Raw genomic sequence first — 17,773 nt, forward strand, 5'->3', positions numbered from 1 at the left:
CAGGTCACAACGACGGCCCCCGGCTGCGGCAGGCGAGCAAGCAGGTGGGGTCCTGGACTTCTTCGTTCACGTAGACGCCGCGTTCCGGGTCGTAGGAACGGATGAACACGCGAACGGTGGCGTCAGCGATCGTCGGCAGGCGCGAGTCGGAGAACGTGTGCTGGCTGGAAATCGGGATGAAGGTTTGCGGTGACGCCGGGATGTATGCCCCCGGCGGTATCGTGCTCAGAGACGGCGGGGAGGGGTGAGCGAATGGCTGGTCCGCGCCGTAGTACTGGAGCTCACTATTGGAAGTGTCGGTTTGCATCAGACTGTCATCGGCCTGAACGCCCTGGGCGGTGATGAGGCAGAACGCTAACGTAAACGTCAGTTTGGCTGTTTTCATGGCTGCACCTGCGTAACCGGTTTTGCTGCGTTTCCCCAAGGTCATTAACTATAGCTGGTGGGCAGCTACCCTGACTGTCAGCGCACGCGTTCCCCTGTAGGAGCTGCCGAAGGCTGCGATCTTTTGATCTTGCGCTTTAAAAACAAGATCAAAAGATCGCAGCCTCGTTTCACTCGACAGCTCCTACAGGGTTTTGTGTTAGGGATGGTCTCCGTCTCAAATCTAACGCCATCACCCTGTAGGAGCTGCCGAAGGCTGCGATCTTTTATCTTGCGCTTTAAAAACAAGATCAAAAGATCGCAGCCTCGTTTCACTCGACAGCTCCTACAGGGTTTTGTGTTAGGGATGGTCTCCGTCTCAAACCTAACGCCATCACCCTGTAGGAGCTGCCGAAGGCTGCGATCTTTTGATCTTGCGCTTTAAAAACAAGATCAAAAGATCGCAGCCTCGTTTCACTCGACAGCTCCTACAGGGTTTTGTGTTAGGGATGGTCTCCGTCTCAAATCTAACGCCATCACCCTGTAGGAGCTGCCGAAGGCTGCGATCTTTTGATCTTGCGCTTTAAAAAAAAGATCAAAAGATCGCAGCCTCGTTTCACTCGACAGCTCCTACGCAGGAAGAGTGTTCTCCAGTGGAAAACGGGGACGCCCGCCTTTACAACATTCCAACAAACCCCAAATGGGTATTTCCAGAGCGCTCACCTACACTCGTGGCCTTTCATCAAGACCGAAGTTCTGGAGCCTGCAATGGAAATGCCGACCAAAGAAACAGCCATCGCCAGCAACCGCGATGCGTGGAACGACTCTGCCCGTCATCACAAGGATTCCCCTGAATGGCCGGCATTGCTCGAGGCTGTCAGGCACAGCGATTTCAGTTGCATCGACGACACCTTGCGCGGGGTGTTGGAACAGGTCGGCGTGGCCGGCAAAGACGCCGTGCAAGTGGGCTGCAACAATGGCCGGGAAAGCCTCTCGCTGTTCGCATTGGGTGCCCGCAGCGTTGTCGGCATCGATCAGTCGCACGCCTTTCTCGATCAGGCCCGAGAACTCGCCGTCCGTTCACCCCATTCGGCGAAGTTCATCGAAGCCGACATCCATCACCTGCCCACCGAACTTCACGAACAATTCGACCTGGCGCTGATCACGATCGGGGTTTTGAACTGGATGCCGGACATCGCTGAATTCTTCCGCCACGTCGCGCAGATCCTCAAACCCGGTGGCGCATTGGTGATCTACGAAACCCATCCGTTCCTGGAAATGTTCGACCCCGAAGCAAACGATCCGTACCGCCCGGACAGTTCGTATTTTCGCAGCGAACCCTTCGTGCAAACCCAACCCATCGTCTACGAAGGCAAGGTCGAACAGCAGGCACCTGCGTCGTACTGGTTCGTGCACACACTGGGCGCCATGTTCAGCGGCGCCCTCGATGCCGGGTTGCGCATCAGTCATTTCAAGGAATACCCGCACTCCAACCGCGAAGAGCTGTATGACCGGTATGAGCAGCAGAAGGCCCAGTTGCCGTTGTGCTTTACCTGGGTGGGCATAAAAGGCTGATCGAGTGACGCCTTCGCGAGCAAGTCAGTTAGCAGAAACGGCGAGCGATGAGTAACCTGTGGCGAGGCGCGCGTCTGCTCGCCACAGGTTCAGTGTCACGTTTGGCTGCTTTGGAGTGAAAATGAAGAACACCGCTGTACTCGCCCTGCTGCTTGGCGCAGGACTGATCACCGCGCAGGCACAGGCGGCCGGCGATGCTGAAGCAGGGCAGAAACTCTTCAGCCGGATATGCGGCGGCTGCCACCAGGTCGGCGAGTCCGCGCGAGCGTCCTTTGGTCCGCAGCTCAACAACCTCTTCGGACGCCAGTCCGGCAGCACAACGGACTATCAGTATTCGGATGCTATGAAATCAGCCGGCATCGTCTGGACCCACGAGACACTCGCCGCTTACCTCGAGGCCCCCAAGAAAGTGGTCCCGGGGACCCGGATGATTTTCTGGGGGCTCAGCGACCCGGAAAAGGTCGAGGATGTGTTGGCGTACCTGCAGACGTTTCAGGAGAAGTGATTTGACGAGCGAAGGTCAAAACACATTCTATGGAGCAGCTGACGCCCCCCCCCTCTGTGGCGAGGGAGTTTACTCCCGCTGGGTCGCGAAGCGGCCCCACTCTTTAACCTGTAAAGCAGGGGGCTGCTGCGCAGCCCAGCGGGAGTAAACTCCCTCGCCACAGGGGGTTCGCCAGCAAAGGGATGGGGTTAAACGGATGACGTTTGCTCAACGATGGATGCCAAACCCCGATCACTGATCCGTCATACACAAATCCCCGGTAGCGCGAATGAGTGCCTGACCGTGCAACGTATCCTTGATCAGCCCCGACCGAGCCGTTGCCAGCCAGTCTGCGCAATTCGGGTCTTTGCGATAAGGCGCGAAGGCCGCGTAGTGCTGCATTAGTCTTTTTTGCAACTCATCCAGTTGGGGCCTGATCTGTTTGGCAAGGTCGGGCCTTGGCGTATCAGGCGCTTTGCCGGCCGCTTGCCAGTGGGCAAGCAACCCGTACTGAACCAGCTTGCTGGCTTCAATCTGCGCGGCAATCAGCTCAGCGACTTCATCCGGGTCCAGCTTGCGATCAATCGCCTGCTTTCTGGCGTTGGCAATGACCTGCGCTTCCCGCGTACTGTCCTGAGTCGGCTGGTGAGTGTCCCATTTGCTCAACGCGACGAGGTCAGCGAGGTTCAGCCGCTCGTTCATCGTCACCAGCAGCGGTTGCAGACTGGCAGGTGCTGGAGGAAGCGTATTGGCGTGGGCAGCACACACAAAAAAACCGGCAACGACACCGGTTAAAAGCTTTGAAAAGGAAGGGCAGAGGAGCATTGGCAAAAACCTCTTAAGCGCGGAATTTACGACTTAACAGTTATGTATCACAGGTGCGGCCGCGGCATTAAGTGGCGATTGAATGTTTCACCCACAAAAAAGCCCGGCTGATAAGGCCGGGCTTCTCGGTGAGTGTTGACGTAGAGCGGTACATCATACGGCGCGGCTTTCGATCAGACGATCCGAGCCACCTTCGGCCACACGGCGCTCGATCAAACGATCCGAACCACCTTCAGCCACACGGCGCTCGATCAGACGATCCGAACCACCTTCGGCAACGCGGCGTTCGATCAGACGATCCGAACCACCTTCAGCAACGCGGCGTTCGATCAAACGATCCGAACCACCTTCAGCCACACGGCGCTCGATCAGACGATCCGAACCACCTTCAGCAACGCGGCGCTCGATCAAACGATCCGAACCGCCTTCAGCGACGCGGCGCTCGATCAGACGATCCGAACCACCTTCAGCCACACGGCGCTCGATCAGACGATCCGAACCACCTTCAGCCACACGGCGTTCGATCAGACGATCCGAACCACCTTCAGCCACACGGCTTTCAATCAGGCGATCCGAACCACCTTCAGCGACAACCGGCTGAGTTGACGTGGCGGCAAAAGCGTTAACTGCGAAAACCGAAAAAGCGATGCTGAGGAGGGTCTGGCGTTTCATGATTGTGTGCTCCGGGGTGTTATTGGTTGGTATGGATGCGATGTTACGCCCCGGAATTTTTATGAGAACTTCATTGGAATGATGGTGACTATCGACGTCAGCAATGGTGATCCGAACTGCTCACAACCCTGTAGGAGCTGTCGAGTGGAACGAGGCTGCGATCTTTTGATCTGTTACAGCTACCACCCAGCTTTCAGTTGATATCATCCACCCCTGACAACCCGAGATGGATTTCATGCATTTACACGTCATACGCCACGGAGAAACCCTGGCTAACATCGAGAAGCGCTACCTCGGCACACTCGATGCACCACTCACCGAACGGGGCCGGCAACAAGCCCATGCACTCACGACACAATTGCCCGGCACCCTCGATGCCATCGTCGTGTCCCCCCGTCTCAGGGCCCAACAAACAGCCGAAATACTGAGCGCAGGCCTGAACATCCCACTGCAGACCATGGACTGCTTCGCGGAACGCAACGTTGGGGTTTTCGAAGGACTGACCCAGACCGAAGCCCGAGACCAGTACCCGCAACTGTGGTCGCAGAACATCACCCGTCAGTGGGATGCCGCACCGACGGGGGGTGAGTCGATTGCCGAAGTCGTGAGTCGCGTCAGAGACGGCCTCATTGAACTGGCCGCCCGGCATTCCACAGAAACCGTCGTGCTGGTCGCCCATGGCTTCGTGGCGAAGGTCATTCGGGCATTGGAGAAAGAGGATTTTTCGGATTTCTTCGAGTGGCAGCTGTCGAACGGAAGCGTGCTGGTGCTGGAAAACTTCCAAACCCCGTCGGCTACCGTTGATCGCCTGAAAAGCTCGATGCCTGTTTCCTGAGCCGAAAAACGGAGCCTCTCCTCGAAGTAATGCCAGTCAGCCGAGGTATAAATCCTGCGCCGGATTTTCTGTGGCCTAGCCGACTGGCATGGCCCTCCACTGCGTTAGTTTCCATTGCCCCCAGCCCAGAGGCTATCCTTCAGAACCCACCACCTCGCAGTCGAGACGGACCTCCCATCCAATGCAAACCCAGCCCCTCTGGAAAACCTACCTCCTTTTCCTCGCCCCCATGGTGCTCTCCAATTTCCTGCAATCCATGTCGGGCACGATCAACAGCATCTACATCGGCCAAATGCTCGGTACCCAGGCACTCGCCGCGGTGTCGGGCATGTTCCCCATCGTCTTCTTCTTCATCGCCCTGGTCATCGGCCTTGGCGCCGGCGCGAGCGTGCTGATCGGCCAGGCCTGGGGCGCGCGGGAGCTGCACATGGTCAAAGCCATCGCGGGCACCACGTTGTTGCTGGGCGCCATGATCGGCCTGACCGCTGCGGTGCTTGGCAGTGTGTTTGCACGCCCGGCCTTGCAGGGTTTGGGCACGCCGGTGGACGTGCTGGACGATGCCGTGGCCTACGCCCACGTGATGATGTGGATCATGCCGTCGCTGTTGGTCTACGTGCTGTTCACCCAGTTGCTGCGCGGAGTGAGCGATACGTTGTCGCCGTTGGTGGCATTGCTGGTGTCGACCTGTATCGGGTTGGCGCTGACGCCGGCGCTGATTCGCGGGTGGTTAGGGTTGCCGCCGATGGGGATTCAGAGCGCGGCCTATGCCGGGTTGGCGGGTAACCTGGCGGCGATGGGCTGGTTGGCGTGGCGGTTGATTTCCAGGGGGCATCCATTGGCCCCGGACCGGGAGATGTTTGCCGCGATGCGCCTCGACCGGGTGATTCTCGGCAAGGTGCTGCGCATCGGCCTGCCGACGGGATTGCAGATGGTGGTGCTGTCGCTGTCGGAACTGGTGATTCTGGCGCTGGTGAATCAGCATGGTTCCCAGGCGACGGCGGCGTATGGGGCGGTGACGCAGATCGTCAATTACGTGCAGTTTCCGGCCTTGTCGATTGCGATCACCGCATCGATCCTGGGCGCTCAGGCCATCGGGGCAGGACGCGTTGAACGCCTGGGGCCGATCCTGCGCACCGGGCTTTGGATCAATGTGTGCCTGACCGGCGGTTTGGTGCTGTTGGGTTATCTGTTATCGCACTGGTTGCTGGGCTTGTTCCTTACCGAAGATGCGACCCAGGTGATGGCCGAGCACTTGCTGCACATCATGCTCTGGAGCCTGTTGGTGTTCGGCTTCCAGGCGATCATCGGCGGCATCATGCGCGCCAGCGGCACGGTGTTGGTGCCGATGGCGATTTCGATTGTGTGCGTGCTGCTGGTGCAGTTGCCGGTGGCGTATCTGCTCGATGCGCAGTTCGGTTTGCAAGGGGTGTGGATGGCGTTTCCAGTGGCGTATCTGGGGATGCTGGCGTTGCAGACGACCTACTACACGTTCGTCTGGAAGCATCGCAAGATTGAACGGCTGGTGTAGCGCTGAGGTTGATGCCGACTCCTTTCGGATCGACAATCCAGAGTGACCCCATGAGGTGAACCGACAGGCGTGATCGCCTGGGGAGGTGTTCAAGTGAGTCCCTCATCGCCACTCATTTTGCAGGACCGGGCAGCGGCCGGCAGACGCCTGACAGAACCGCTGCGCCATTACGCGGACAGGCCCGATGTCATCGTCCTCGCCTTACCCCGAGGCGGGGTTCCGGTTGCGTACGAGGTGGCCACGGCCCTCAACCTTCGCCTCGACCTGATGCTGGTGCGCAAGCTCGGGGTGCCGTCCCAGCCAGAGCTCGCGATGGGGGCCATTGCCAGCGGCGGCATCCAGATTCTCAACGATCATGCCTTGCAGTTTCACCCGATTGACCGGGCGGTGTTCGAGGCCGTGGTCGCTCGGGAAACTCGGGAGTTGCTGCGCCGTGAGCAGGCTTACCGGGGAACGCGCGCACCCGTACAACTCAAGGATCAAGCCGTGATCCTGATCGACGATGGCCTGGCCACAGGTGCCTCGATGAGGGCGGCGATCCACGCGGTACGTACGCAGTCGCCGTCGCGCATTGTCGTCGCCGTGCCCGTGGCGCCGGTGGAGACCGCCGAAGCGTTGCGCCGCGAGGTAGACGAACTGATCTGCCCGATCACCCCCGAGTGGTTCACGTCGATCGGTCATTGGTACATGGATTTTTCCCAGACACCGGATGCCGAGGTGATCAGGCTGCTGCAACGCGCCTGGCAGCCGCGTGCGTAGTTCGGGTCTATCACTAAACCTGTGGTGAGCAAGCTTGCTCGCGCCGGGCAGCCGCGTGGGTAAATCCAGTCTGTCGACAAACCTGTGGCGAGCGAGCTTGCTCGCGCTGGGCAGCCGCGTAGGTAAATCCAGTCTGTCGACAAACCTGTGGCGAGCGAGCTTGCTCGCGCTGGGCAGCGAAGCGGCCCCCAAAACGCCCCCCGACAGATGGTCGGAAGCCTGCGCTTCGAGTGGAATAACCCGCTGTTCTTTGCTTTAGTCCACCTGTTGCCGTGCTGATCTGCACGGCTCTGAATCGGTAAGCAGAGCCTCGGCCGGAGAATCACATGACCTTTCGATTCCCGCGTTACGCCGCCTGTGCAGTAGCTCTGATGCTGGGCATGACGCCGCTCGCCGGCGCCACCGAATACACCCGCGTAAATCCCACCGCGAGCAAGATCAGTTTCACATTCAACCAGATGGGCTCCGAGGTGTACGGCACGTTTGGCAAATTCGAAGCCACCCTGGATTTCGACACCGCCAACCTGGCCGCAGCGCACACCAAACTGGTCATCGACATGGCCAGCATCGACGCGGGTAGTGAAGACGCCAATACCGAGTTGCAAAAGCCTGCCTGGTTCAACACCGCGGAATTTCCCCAAGGCATTTTCGAGTCGACCCAGGTGACTGACCTGGGCGATAACCGCTATGCCGTGAAAGGCAATCTGACGTTGAGGGGCATGACCCGCGAAGTGCAGGTGATGGTTGAGCTGAAGCCTGAGAGTGGCATCGGGCTGTTCAACGGTGAGTTTGTGCTCAAGCGCGACCACTTCAGGATCGGCGAAGGAGAGTGGGCGGACACCGTGGTGTCCAAGGACATCGATATCAAGTTTCGGGTCGTGGCGCCGGAGCATTGATCACAGTCTTTGTGCCGCTTGCTCTGCTGCAGGCCCTATCTGGACGGATTGTTCCGTAATCGAGACAGTCCTCGTCTTGCCAACCTCGCCGAATCAATGGCGGCCTGGCAGCCGACTAATTTCCCGCAGATGTACCCCGATCAACTGTGGGAGCCAGCCTGCTGGCGATGGAGGCTTGGCAGGCGGCGAGTTCCTTGAGGGTGTACTTATCAATTGCTGCGGTAACGACCACCGGCCTTCAAATCATCGGCGGCAACTTGTCCAGAATCTTGTCCAGCGTGATCGGATACTCCCTGACACGCGCTCCCGTCGCGTTGTAGATCGCATTGGCAATCGCCGCGCTCACCCCACACAACCCCAGCTCCCCAACGCCCTTGGCCTTCATCGGCGACGACATCGGGTCCACTTCATCGAGGAAGATCACCTCCTGATGCGGGATGTCGGCATGCACCGGTACTTCGTAGCCGGCCAGGTCATGATTGACGAAAAAACCGGCGCGTTTATCGACGGCCAGTTCCTCCATCAGCGCCGCGCCGACGCCCATGGTCATGGCGCCGATCACCTGGCTGCGGGCGGACGTCGGGTTGAGGATCCGCCCGGCGGCGCACACGGCCAACATGCGCCGCACGCGGGTTTCGCCGGTGGCGCTGTCGACCGCGACTTCGACAAAGTGCGCACCGAAGGTCGATTGCTGGTACTGCTTGCTCAGCTCGGCAAACTCGATTGAGTCTTCGGCAACCAGTTCGCTGGCCTGGGCGGCACTGCCCAATGGCACGCTTTTACCGGCGAAGCGCACTTCGCCATCGGCAAACACGGCTTCATCGGTGTTCATGTCGAGGCGCTGCGCAACAGCTTCGCGAAGCTTCATGCACGCGGCGTATACGCCGGCCGTCGAACAGTTGGCGCCAAACTGGCCGCCCGAGCCCGCCGACACCGGGAAACTGGAGTCCCCCAGGCGCACCACCACCTTGTCCAGCGGCACACCCATCATCTCCGCCGCCGTCTGGCCGATGATCGTATAGCTGCCGGTGCCGATGTCGGTCATGTCGGTTTCCACGGTGACGATGCCCTGATCGTTCAGCCGGACCCGCGCACCCGATTTCACCAGGTTGTTATTGCGAAACGCGACCCCGACGCCCATGCCGATCAACCAGCGCCCCTCCCGTTGCGTGCCCGGTTGCGGATGGCGTTTGCTCCAGCCAAAACGGGCCGCGCCGGTGCGCAGACACTCGATCAACTGCCGGGTGGAGTAGGGGCGCTTGGGGTTGGTAGGGTCGACCTGCGTGTCATTGCGCACGCGAAATTCGATGGGGTCCAGCTTGAGCTTTTCCGCCATCTCGTCCATGGCGATTTCCAGCGCCATCAGGCCGGGCGTTTCACCCGGTGCGCGCATGGCATTGCCTTCAGGCAGGTCCAGGGTCGAGAGCCGCATTGTCACCAGCCGATTCTCACCGGCGTACAACAATTTGCTCGGTTGCGCGGCCCGCTCGACCTTGCCACCGGGCAAGTCGCCCGACCAACCTTCATGGCCCATGGCGGTGATCTTGCCGTCGTGAGTAGCACCGATGCGGATGCGTTGGATGGTCGCCGGCCGGTGGGTGGAATTGTTGAACATCATTGGACGCGCCAGCGCGACTTTCACCGGCCTGCCAGACAGACGCGCGCCGAGGGCTGCGAGGACTGCATCGGAGCGAATAAACAGCTTTCCACCAAATCCGCCACCAATGTAGGGCGATATCAAGCGCACATTCTGCTTCGGCACGCCCAGGGTGGTGGCCAGGTCGGTGACGGACCAGTCAATCATCTGGTTCGAAGTCCACAGCGTGAGCTGGTCACCTTCCCAGGACGCCATCGACGCAAACGGCTCCATCATGGCGTGGGCCTGATCGGGGGTGGTGTAGGTCTGGTCCAGTTGCACCGGCGCCGCGGCGAACGCCCCGGCAAAATCCCCGTGGCTGACGTCCGGCATCTGATCCTTTGCTTCCACGCCTGACGCGCGGGTGCTGGCCAGATCGAAGGCGCCCTCGGCGCTTACATAATCCACCTTGACCCGTTCGGCAGCGGCGCGCGCCTGTTCAAAAGTTTCAGCGACCACCAGCGCGATGGCCTGGTGGTAGTGCTGGATATCCGGGCCGGCGAGCAGCCTGGCGGTGTTGTATTTCCCGAGGCCGAGTGTGCCGGCGTTGTCTGCCGTGACGATGGCGATCACACCAGGTGCTGCCTGGGCGTCGGCCAGATCCATCGACGCGATGCGCCCCTTGGCGATGCCCGAACCCACCACCACACCATAGGCCTGGTTTGGCACGGCGGTGTGGTGTTCGTAGGCATAAGGCGCCTGGCCGGTGGTTTTCAAAGGGCCTTCGATGCGCGTCGTGGGCTTGCCGACCACGTTCATCTGGTCGATGGGGTTGGTGGTGGCGGGGGTGTCGAATTTCATGCGTGAGCCCTCGCTTGGGCCATCACCGAGGCGAGCGTGCGCTCGACCAGTGTCAGCTTGAATGCGTTTTGCACGGTGGGCGTAGCGCCTGCGAGCAATTGATCGGTGACGGCTTTTGCGCCTTGGGACATCAGCGATTCGGCCGCTTCCACGCGCCACGGCTTGTGCGCGACACCACCGAGTGCGACACGCCCCGAACCGTCCGGTTGAATCACCACGCCGACCGAAACCAGCGCGAAGGCGTAGGACGCGCGGTCACGAACCTTCTGATAGATGTGCGTGCCACCCAGTGGCGCCGGCAGCGTGACCGCCGTAATCAGCTCGTGGGCGGCCAGTGATGTTTCGATGTTGGGTGTATTGCCAGGCAACCGGTGAAAGTCGGCCATCGCTATGACGCGAGTGGTGCCGTCGGGGCGGACGGTTTCCACCTGGGCATCGAGGGCGCGCATGGCCACTGCCATGTCGCTGGGGTGCGTGGCGATGCAGGCCTCGCTGACACCGATGATGCCGAGCGGGCGACTGAAGCCTGCGATGGCGGCACAGCCACTGCCGGGTTGGCGTTTGTTGCACGCCTGGTGGGTGTCATAAAAGTACGGGCAGCGGGTGCGTTGCAACAGGTTGCCGGCGGTGGTCGCCATGTTGCGCAATTGGCCGGAGGCGCCGGCGAGCAAGGCGCGGGACAGCAAACCGTAGTCCTTTCTGATCCGTGAGTCGGCGGCAAGGTCAGTGTTCCTGACCAATGCGCCGATCCTCAATCCGCCGTCGGGCGTCGCTTCGATTTTGTCGAGGGCCAGGCCGTTGACGTCGATCAGGTGCGTGGGTGTTTCGATGTCCAGTTTCATCAAGTCCAGCAGATTGGTGCCGCCGGCGATGAAACGTGAGCCGTCCACCTGTGCCGCCAGCGCGGCGGCTTCGGCGGGGGACTTGGTGCGTAAATAGGTAAAGGGCCTCATGCGCTGGCCTCCGCGACTTCGGTGATCGCTTCGATAATGTTGGAGTACGCGCCGCAGCGGCAGATGTTGCCGCTCATGCGTTCCTGGAATTCACTGGCGATCAGTTGCGGTTTATCCGTGAGACTCGGGCTGGCATGGCTGGGTATACCGTCGCGAATTTCACCCAGTACCGCGACCGCCGAACAGATCTGCCCGGGCGTGCAGTACCCGCACTGGTAACCGTCGTGCTTGATAAAAGCGGCCTGCATCGGGTGCAGTTTGTCGGGGGTGCCAAGGCCTTCGATGGTGGTGATGTTCGAACCTTCGTGCATCACCGCCAGCGTCAGGCAGGAGTTGATGCGCCGGCCATCGGCAATTACCGTGCACGCGCCGCACTGGCCGTGATCGCAGCCTTTCTTGGTGCCTGCCAGTTGCAGGTGTTCGCGTAACGTATCGAGCAACGTGGTGCGGGTATCGAGGTCGAGTTCTCTTAGTTGGCCATTGACGGTGAGGGACACCGTCGACTTGATCGGGCGTGCCGCGTTGGCGGCGCTGGCCTGGGCGCAGATGAAGGGCGGGAGCGCGAGCGCCGTGGCCGTTACGGCGCCGACAATCAGGAACGTGCGTCTGGATATCGAATGCGGGTCACGGTCGTCCATTGGTTCGGTTCCTAAGGTTGTCGACGTCGCCAAAACTCGTCAAAAGGAGTGACACCTGTGTATTCAGAAGGTTTTTGCGTTTTTCAGCTATAGAGTTATGCGTGTGATTCATGAATCGCACGGGAAAGGTTTTTATCGTTGCAGTCTAGTAAGGTTTGCTAAATCGATTAAGGGTGAAAATTGGCATGAAGTCATGAGGTGGTTTCATGAATGCATGTGCTTGCGAACAGGGTTTTTTGGGGGTGCTGACGGCTTCATCGCGAGCAGGCTCACTCCTACAATTGGATCTCGAATAGACGAAAGTCTGCTGTAGGAGTGAGCCTGCTCGCGATGACGCCGCTCCATGCGGCAAAACACTCACTGACCCACCACTCACGCCCAGCGCGTTATGATAGGCACCCCCAGCGAACACGCCCGCCCCAGAGTCAACACCACAATGCCCCAGATCACGCATTTCAAAACCCCGTGCCCTGAGCACTTCAACAGCCAGATCCTGCAGATGGTCGTCGACAACCTGACCGACATCAGCATGATCGCCATCCCCCCGAGCAACCTGTTGTACAACGTCTACCAGTACGCGATCGGCTTCGAGGTTCATCTGTACCTGGAGGCGCTGAACGGGGAGAAGGGAATTGCGGTGGAGTTACTCGTTGCCACCGACGAGGACGATCCGGAACAGGTCATCGGTTTCCTGTTGTACCTGCCGATCCAGGACGATCCCGAGGCGTGCGGCGTGGCTTACATGGCGGTTCACGCTAACCATCGGCGCCAGGGTGTGGCCCGGCGGATGCTGCGCGAAATGGTCGGCCGTTACCCGCACGCCGAACTGACATGCGCCGTGGCGAAAGTGCCGTGGTTCGAGTCCATGGGATTTCAGGTGGTGGGCGTGCGCGGCACCCAGGTGCTGATGAACACCCGTGACCACAGCAGCGACGGGTTGATGGGGTTGCTGGATGTGGGACCGATCTACAGTTCGCTGGAGGTGCGGCAGATTCACACCTACCTGCTGCAACTGCATGGCAAGCGGGCGATGGTTGACGCGGAGAAACAGCGTGATCGACATCTGGATCAGCTGACGTACAAGGCCAACGAGTTCGTTCGCGGGCGCAACGCAAAACCCCAGGGCTGATACCCATCTTCGCCGGACACCCCACCCTTGTAGGAGCTGTCGAGAGAAACGAGGCTGCGATCTTTTGATTTTTTTGCGATTCAATGGGCGCAGAAGATCAAAAGATCGCAGCCTCGTTTCTCTCGACAGCTCCTACAGTGGAGGTGTGATCGGCTTATGTGTGGGCCGGGAGTTGAAGCTCCGCACACAATCCACCCCCTTCACGATTACTCAAGGTCAGCGACCCACCCAATGCCAGCGCCAGTTGCTGGGCAATCGCCAGGCCCAGGCCCGTGCCACCGGTGCTGCGATTGCGTGAGTTTTCCACGCGGTAGAACGGTTCCAGTACGTGGGCGAGTTCTGCCTCTGCGATGCCCGGACCCCGGTCCATGACTTTCACCGACAGGCTGCCATCCGCTTTCGCTTGCACCTCCAGTTGCGCTGCACCGGCGAACTTCAGGGCGTTGTCCGTCAGATTGACCAGCACCCGCCGCAGCGCGTGCGGCCGGGTGTTGATCACCGCAGCGCTTTTGCCGTCGAGTGACACGTCCTTGCCCATGTCCTGATAATCGAACACCAGGCTGTCGAGGAACGAATCCAGATTGGTCCGGCAGATTTCTTCGGTAGCGCCATGCACGCTGCGCGCATAGGCGACACCCTCGCGCACCAGGTGCTCGATCTCGCCGAGGTCGTTCCAGAGCTTGTCCTTCTCGCTGGAATCGTCCATGAATTCGGCGCGCAATTTCATCCGCGTGATCGGGGTTTGCAGGTCGTGGGAAATGGCCGCCAGCAGCTGCATGCGTTCTTTCAGATAGGCCGCGATGCGCGCCTGCATGGCGTTGAACGCCTTGGCTGCATGGGCGACTTCGGTCGGGCCTTTTTCGTCCAGATGGACCGGGCGAGCGTTGGGGTCGAGGGTTTCGACTGCTTCCGAGAGGCGGGTGAGGGGCCGAATGGCGATCCTCACGGCCAGCCACGTGCACAAAATCAGCAGCGCCAGTTGCCCTGTCAGCACCATCGGCAGCCACGGCGACAACGGCACCATCGCCGGTCGGACGTCGATGGTCACCGGGTTGCCATCCGCCAGCTTAAGGTGCACCTGGAAGTGTTTTTGCGGGCCGGGAATATCGCTGTAAGTCATCGGGTAATCCTTGCCGATGGCTTCCTTGATCGAGGTCATGGCCATCGGCGAGTCGTGCATCGGTTCGCCCGGCGAGCCTTCATTGAGCAGGTATTGGTAATTGCGTCGATTGAGTTGTTGCAACCAGCCGGCACGCTCGTCCGCGGGCAAGCGGTCGAGTATCGCGATGGAGGTCGACACGTCGGTTTCCAGGTTGCCGAGCATGGTGGTTTTCGCGGTTTGATAACGCTCGTAGTACTGCACACCGAACGACAGCGCCTGCGCCAGGATCAACCCGATCAGAAAGATCAGCGAGAGTCGCGAGGCGAGGGTACGGGGCCAACGCATCGACAGGCTCATGCGGGTGCCCCGATGATTTCGACCGGCAGGGAAAACACATAGCCTTCACTGCGCACGGTCTTGATGTAGGCCGGTTCGCGGGCATCGTCCAGCAGGCGCTGGCGCAAGCGGCTGACCAGCAAGTCGATGGAACGGTCGAACAGGTCGGCGTCGCGGCCCTGGGTCAGGTTCAGCAATTGATCACGGTTGAGCACGCGCTGGGGATGGTCGAGGAACACCCGAAGCAAGCGGTACTCCGCGCCACTGAGCGCGACCATGGTGCCGTCCTCGTCCAGCAGATGCCGGGCCGAGGTGTCCAGGCGCCAGCGTCCGAAGGCCAGCAGGCGACCGCTTTCCGTCACCACCAGGTTCGGCGGCAGCATCCGCGTGCGGCGCAGCACGGCGCTGATTCGCGCGAGCAACTCACGGGCGGCGAACGGTTTGACCAGGTAATCGTCGGCGCCCATTTCCAGACCAATGATGCGGTCGGTTTCATCGTTGCGGGCGGTGAGCATCAGCACGGGAGTGGCCTTGTGTTTACCGGCGCGCAATTCGCGGCACAGCGTCAGGCCGTCTTCACCCGGCATCATGATGTCGAGCACGATCAGGTCCACCGGCGTGGACTCGAGGAAAGAACGCATCTGCCGGCCATCGGCGACGACGGTGGTGCGCAGGCCGTTCTTCTTCAGGTAGTTGCCGACCAGCTCGCGAATCTCGCGGTCGTCGTCGACGATCAGAATGTGATCAACGTGTTCCATGGGGCCAGGCCTCTATGAATGGGGAATGTCGCGCAGTCTATCGAGCCTTCGCGCGCGCGACTTCTGCCCTTTGTATTGCAGTGTATCCGGCCTGTGGACGGATACACGGGGACGTAAAAATCCCGATTTTCAGGGGGTTTGTATCGCTGTGTATCAAGAGGCGGTTCAGATACGTAGCGATTTATCCACGCCGGTTTTCGACACAGAGGGGATACCTCACGCGCTTTTAATGGGTTCCATCGAGGCAAACCAAACCGCCTCGGCTCAATTGAACGATTGACCCATTGAAGCCTTGAGGAAACCGCCATGAACACCAAAGCCATCTACGCCGCTTGCCTGTTTGCCGCCCTGAACATCTGCACCCTGTCGGCCCGTGCCGAAGCCGATGTCACCCCTGAAACTTACACCTACGGCACCCACCTGGACATCAAGAAAGTGATCTCGATGAAGCAGGACGCCACGCCTTCCTGCGGGATCGTCAATGCCCAACTGACCTACCTGGATTCCCAAGGCAAAACCAAGGTCCTGGACTACCGCAAGTTTGCTGACGGCTGCCAGGAAGACAACTGAGTTTTGCGATCACCCGTTACCCTTTTTTAACAGGAAGAACGCCATGAACAACGTCACCCGCTATTTGACCGCAATTGCCTTTTCCGTAGCCGGCGCGGCGGCTCACGCCAACGCGTCGGTTGAACAAAACACCTGTGGCAGTGCCACCTGCTTTCAACTGACGCCAGTGGCCGAGAAGGGCGGTAGCGCCTTGCTGGCCGCAGATGGTTCGAGCCGTACGCCGCAAGGGCAGATGGTGGCCGCAGACGGTTCGAGCCGTACACCGCAAGGGCAGATGGTGGCCGCAGATGGTTCGAGCCGTACACCGCAAGGCCAAATGGTGGCTGAGAACGGCGGAAGCCGGACACCTCAGGGGCAATTGATGGACAGCCAGATGGCCTGAGCCCCACCTCATTTATGCAGCCCACACCGACCACTGTAGGAGCGAGCCTGCTCGCGATGGCGGCTTACTAGCCAACGTTGATGTCGACTGACACGGCGCAATCGCGAGCAGGCTCACTCCCACAGGGGAATGTGTTAACCCGACTCGCTCAGTTCCAAGGTGACTACCATGTTCCTCATCGCTTTCCTGGGCGGTATTCTGACCGTCCTCAGCCCCTGCATCCTCCCGGTCGTGCCGTTCCTGTTTGCCGGTGTCGAACGCACACGCTCCTCGATCCTGCTGACGCTCGGCGGCATGGTCCTGACCTTTGCCCTGATCTCCAGCCTGGCGGTGGTCAGCAGCGAATGGGTGATCCAGGCCAACAACACCGGTCGGCACGTAGCGCTCGTGGTGATGGCGCTGTTCGCCCTGTCGCTGATTTCCGCCCGCGTCGGCGGATGGCTGGCACGGCCTTTTGTGCTGCTGGGTAACCGCCTCGACCCAAACACCCGAAAAATGTCCGGACCGCTGGGCTCGATCATGATCGGCGTCGCGACCGGTCTGCTGTGGGCACCCTGCGCCGGGCCGATACTCGGCGTGATTCTCACCGGCGCCATGCTGCAAGGCGCCAACGCCGGGACCAGTCTGTTGCTGGTGGCCTACGGCTTGGGCAGCGCCTTGTCGTTGGGAGCGTTGATCTTCGCCGGTCGCGGCCTGGTTAACCGCCTCAAAGCGTCGATTCCAGTGACGGGCTGGCTACGCCGAGGTGCCGGTGTAGCCGTGCTGGCCGCTGCCGCGGTGATCTCCACCGGCGCGGACAAAACACTGCTGGCGGGCACCTCGTCCGAAGGCGTCAGCAGCGTCGAGAAAAGCGTGCTGGAAACCGTGCCAAAGGTCGTCGATTACTTCGTCAGCAAGGTCAAGGCCGACGCGACCATGGACAACGCCAAAGGCGCCATGCCCTCGCTGTCCGGCGCAGTTGAATGGCTCAACTCGCCTGCACTGACCACCGAATCCTTGAAAGGCAAAGTGGTGCTGGTGGATTTCTGGACCTACGACTGCATCAACTGCCAGCACACCTTGCCGTACGTGAAGGACTGGGCGAAGAAATACGAGAAGGATGGCCTGGTGGTGATCGGCGTACACACCCCTGAATACGGGTTCGAACGCATCATCGACAACGTCAGGGATCAGGTGAAAAAGCTCGGCATCACCTACCCGGTAGCGATCGACAACAACTACGCCATCTGGCGCAACTTCGACAACCAGTACTGGCCGGCACATTACCTGATCGATGCCAAAGGCCAGGTGCGATACACCCACTTTGGGGAAGGTCGCTATGAGACGCAGGAACAGATGATTCAGCAGTTGCTGCAAGAGGCGAAGGCGCCTGCTGCGTAACCCTCGTGATACGCAAATACCGCGCACTACGCGTAACGCTCGCGCACTACGCGTAACACTGTAGGAGCTGCCGAAGGCTGCGATCTTTTGATCTGTAGCGACATCACTAATGCTAAAGATCAAAAGATCAAAAGATCAAAAGATCAAAAGA

At 60.1% G+C, this 17,773-nt stretch carries 18 protein-coding genes; 10 read left to right on the forward strand and 8 right to left on the reverse strand.

All coding sequences use genetic code 11. The features are described from left to right. Positions 1 to 4 precede the first annotated feature (4 nt). Positions 5 to 385 carry a hypothetical protein gene (locus ACA063_RS11090; RefSeq protein ID WP_497665878.1) on the reverse strand — a complete coding sequence of 127 codons (381 nt, stop codon included), beginning with the start codon at positions 383 to 385 and terminating at the stop codon, positions 5 to 7. Positions 386 to 1,131: 746 nt separating this feature from the next. Between ACA063_RS11090 and ACA063_RS11095 the strand changes: the two genes are divergently transcribed. Further along, the gene (locus tag ACA063_RS11095; RefSeq protein WP_497665879.1) at positions 1,132 to 1,938 is read left to right on the forward strand and encodes a methyltransferase domain-containing protein; all 807 of its coding nucleotides are present in this window, start codon (positions 1,132 to 1,134) and stop codon (positions 1,936 to 1,938) included. Between the two features lie 121 nt (positions 1,939 to 2,059). Beyond that, entirely contained in the window at positions 2,060 to 2,443 is a 384-nt protein-coding gene (locus ACA063_RS11100) for a c-type cytochrome (RefSeq protein WP_497665880.1), read from the forward strand. A 231-nt stretch (positions 2,444 to 2,674) separates the two neighbouring features. Here the strand turns inward: ACA063_RS11100 and ACA063_RS11105 are convergent, their stop codons facing one another. Together ACA063_RS11105 and ACA063_RS11110 are read right to left on the reverse strand one after the other, a co-directional pair. Further along, on the reverse strand, positions 2,675 to 3,247 hold the full coding sequence (locus ACA063_RS11105; protein ID WP_497665881.1) for a chorismate mutase: 573 nt from the start codon (positions 3,245 to 3,247) through the stop codon (positions 2,675 to 2,677). 153 nt (positions 3,248 to 3,400) lie between these two features. Continuing rightward, a complete protein-coding gene (locus tag ACA063_RS11110; protein WP_497665882.1) occupies positions 3,401 to 3,919 on the reverse strand; it encodes a phage infection protein in 519 nt (172 codons plus the stop codon). Positions 3,920 to 4,154: 235 nt separating this feature from the next. Between ACA063_RS11110 and ACA063_RS11115 the strand changes: the two genes are divergently transcribed. The 4 genes from ACA063_RS11115 (at position 4,155) to ACA063_RS11130 (ending at position 7,937) form a co-directional block, all read left to right on the forward strand. Then, the gene (locus tag ACA063_RS11115; RefSeq protein WP_497665883.1) at positions 4,155 to 4,754 is read left to right on the forward strand and encodes a histidine phosphatase family protein; all 600 of its coding nucleotides are present in this window, start codon (positions 4,155 to 4,157) and stop codon (positions 4,752 to 4,754) included. Positions 4,755 to 4,935: 181 nt separating this feature from the next. Continuing rightward, the gene (locus ACA063_RS11120; protein ID WP_490147511.1) at positions 4,936 to 6,282 is read left to right on the forward strand and encodes an MATE family efflux transporter; all 1,347 of its coding nucleotides are present in this window, start codon (positions 4,936 to 4,938) and stop codon (positions 6,280 to 6,282) included. Between the two features lie 93 nt (positions 6,283 to 6,375). Further along, the gene (locus tag ACA063_RS11125; protein ID WP_497665884.1) at positions 6,376 to 7,041 is read left to right on the forward strand and encodes a phosphoribosyltransferase; all 666 of its coding nucleotides are present in this window, start codon (positions 6,376 to 6,378) and stop codon (positions 7,039 to 7,041) included. A 326-nt stretch (positions 7,042 to 7,367) separates the two neighbouring features. Next, positions 7,368 to 7,937: a YceI family protein gene (locus ACA063_RS11130; RefSeq protein WP_497665885.1), complete on the forward strand. Its 570-nt coding sequence runs from the start codon at positions 7,368 to 7,370 to the stop codon at positions 7,935 to 7,937. A gap of 238 nt (positions 7,938 to 8,175) precedes the next feature. Here ACA063_RS11130 and paoC read toward each other — a convergent pair whose 3' ends face one another. Genes paoC through paoA form a run of 3 tightly spaced genes read right to left on the reverse strand, consistent with a single transcriptional unit; the run spans position 8,176 to position 11,965 of the window. Next, a complete protein-coding gene (gene paoC / locus ACA063_RS11135) occupies positions 8,176 to 10,374 on the reverse strand; it encodes an aldehyde oxidoreductase molybdenum-binding subunit PaoC (RefSeq protein WP_497665886.1) in 2,199 nt (732 codons plus the stop codon). Beyond that, entirely contained in the window at positions 10,371 to 11,327 is a 957-nt protein-coding gene (locus ACA063_RS11140) for an FAD binding domain-containing protein (RefSeq protein ID WP_497665887.1), read from the reverse strand. The genes paoC and ACA063_RS11140 overlap by 4 nt, the downstream gene beginning before the upstream one ends. Beyond that, entirely contained in the window at positions 11,324 to 11,965 is a 642-nt protein-coding gene (paoA, locus tag ACA063_RS11145) for an aldehyde dehydrogenase iron-sulfur subunit PaoA (RefSeq protein WP_497665888.1), read from the reverse strand. The genes ACA063_RS11140 and paoA overlap by 4 nt, the downstream gene beginning before the upstream one ends. Before the next feature lie 436 nt (positions 11,966 to 12,401). Here paoA and ACA063_RS11150 point away from each other — a divergent pair, with 436 nt between their 5' ends. Next, positions 12,402 to 13,094 (forward strand): GNAT family N-acetyltransferase, encoded by a 693-nt coding sequence (locus ACA063_RS11150; protein ID WP_497665889.1) that lies wholly within the window; start codon positions 12,402 to 12,404, stop codon positions 13,092 to 13,094. A gap of 154 nt (positions 13,095 to 13,248) precedes the next feature. On the opposite strand, the gene ACA063_RS11155 is transcribed toward ACA063_RS11150, so the two are convergent. Next, on the reverse strand, positions 13,249 to 14,553 hold the full coding sequence (locus ACA063_RS11155; RefSeq protein WP_497665890.1) for an ATP-binding protein: 1,305 nt from the start codon (positions 14,551 to 14,553) through the stop codon (positions 13,249 to 13,251). Next, positions 14,550 to 15,290 carry a response regulator gene (locus ACA063_RS11160; protein ID WP_497665891.1) on the reverse strand — a complete coding sequence of 247 codons (741 nt, stop codon included), beginning with the start codon at positions 15,288 to 15,290 and terminating at the stop codon, positions 14,550 to 14,552. The genes ACA063_RS11155 and ACA063_RS11160 overlap by 4 nt, the downstream gene beginning before the upstream one ends. 306 nt (positions 15,291 to 15,596) lie before the next feature. On the opposite strand from ACA063_RS11160, the gene ACA063_RS11165 reads away from it, so the two are divergent. From ACA063_RS11165 to ACA063_RS11175, 3 genes are all read left to right on the forward strand, one after another. Beyond that, complete coding sequence (locus ACA063_RS11165; RefSeq protein ID WP_162439512.1) at positions 15,597 to 15,860, forward strand: DUF2790 domain-containing protein; 264 nt, start codon at positions 15,597 to 15,599, stop codon at positions 15,858 to 15,860. A gap of 43 nt (positions 15,861 to 15,903) precedes the next feature. Further along, positions 15,904 to 16,242 (forward strand): hypothetical protein, encoded by a 339-nt coding sequence (locus ACA063_RS11170; protein WP_497665892.1) that lies wholly within the window; start codon positions 15,904 to 15,906, stop codon positions 16,240 to 16,242. A 168-nt stretch (positions 16,243 to 16,410) separates the two neighbouring features. Continuing rightward, entirely contained in the window at positions 16,411 to 17,622 is a 1,212-nt protein-coding gene (locus tag ACA063_RS11175; RefSeq protein ID WP_497665893.1) for a cytochrome c biogenesis protein DipZ, read from the forward strand. The last annotated feature ends 151 nt before the right edge of the window (positions 17,623 to 17,773 follow it).

This window comes from Pseudomonas sp. LBUM1643 (assembly GCF_059716215.1).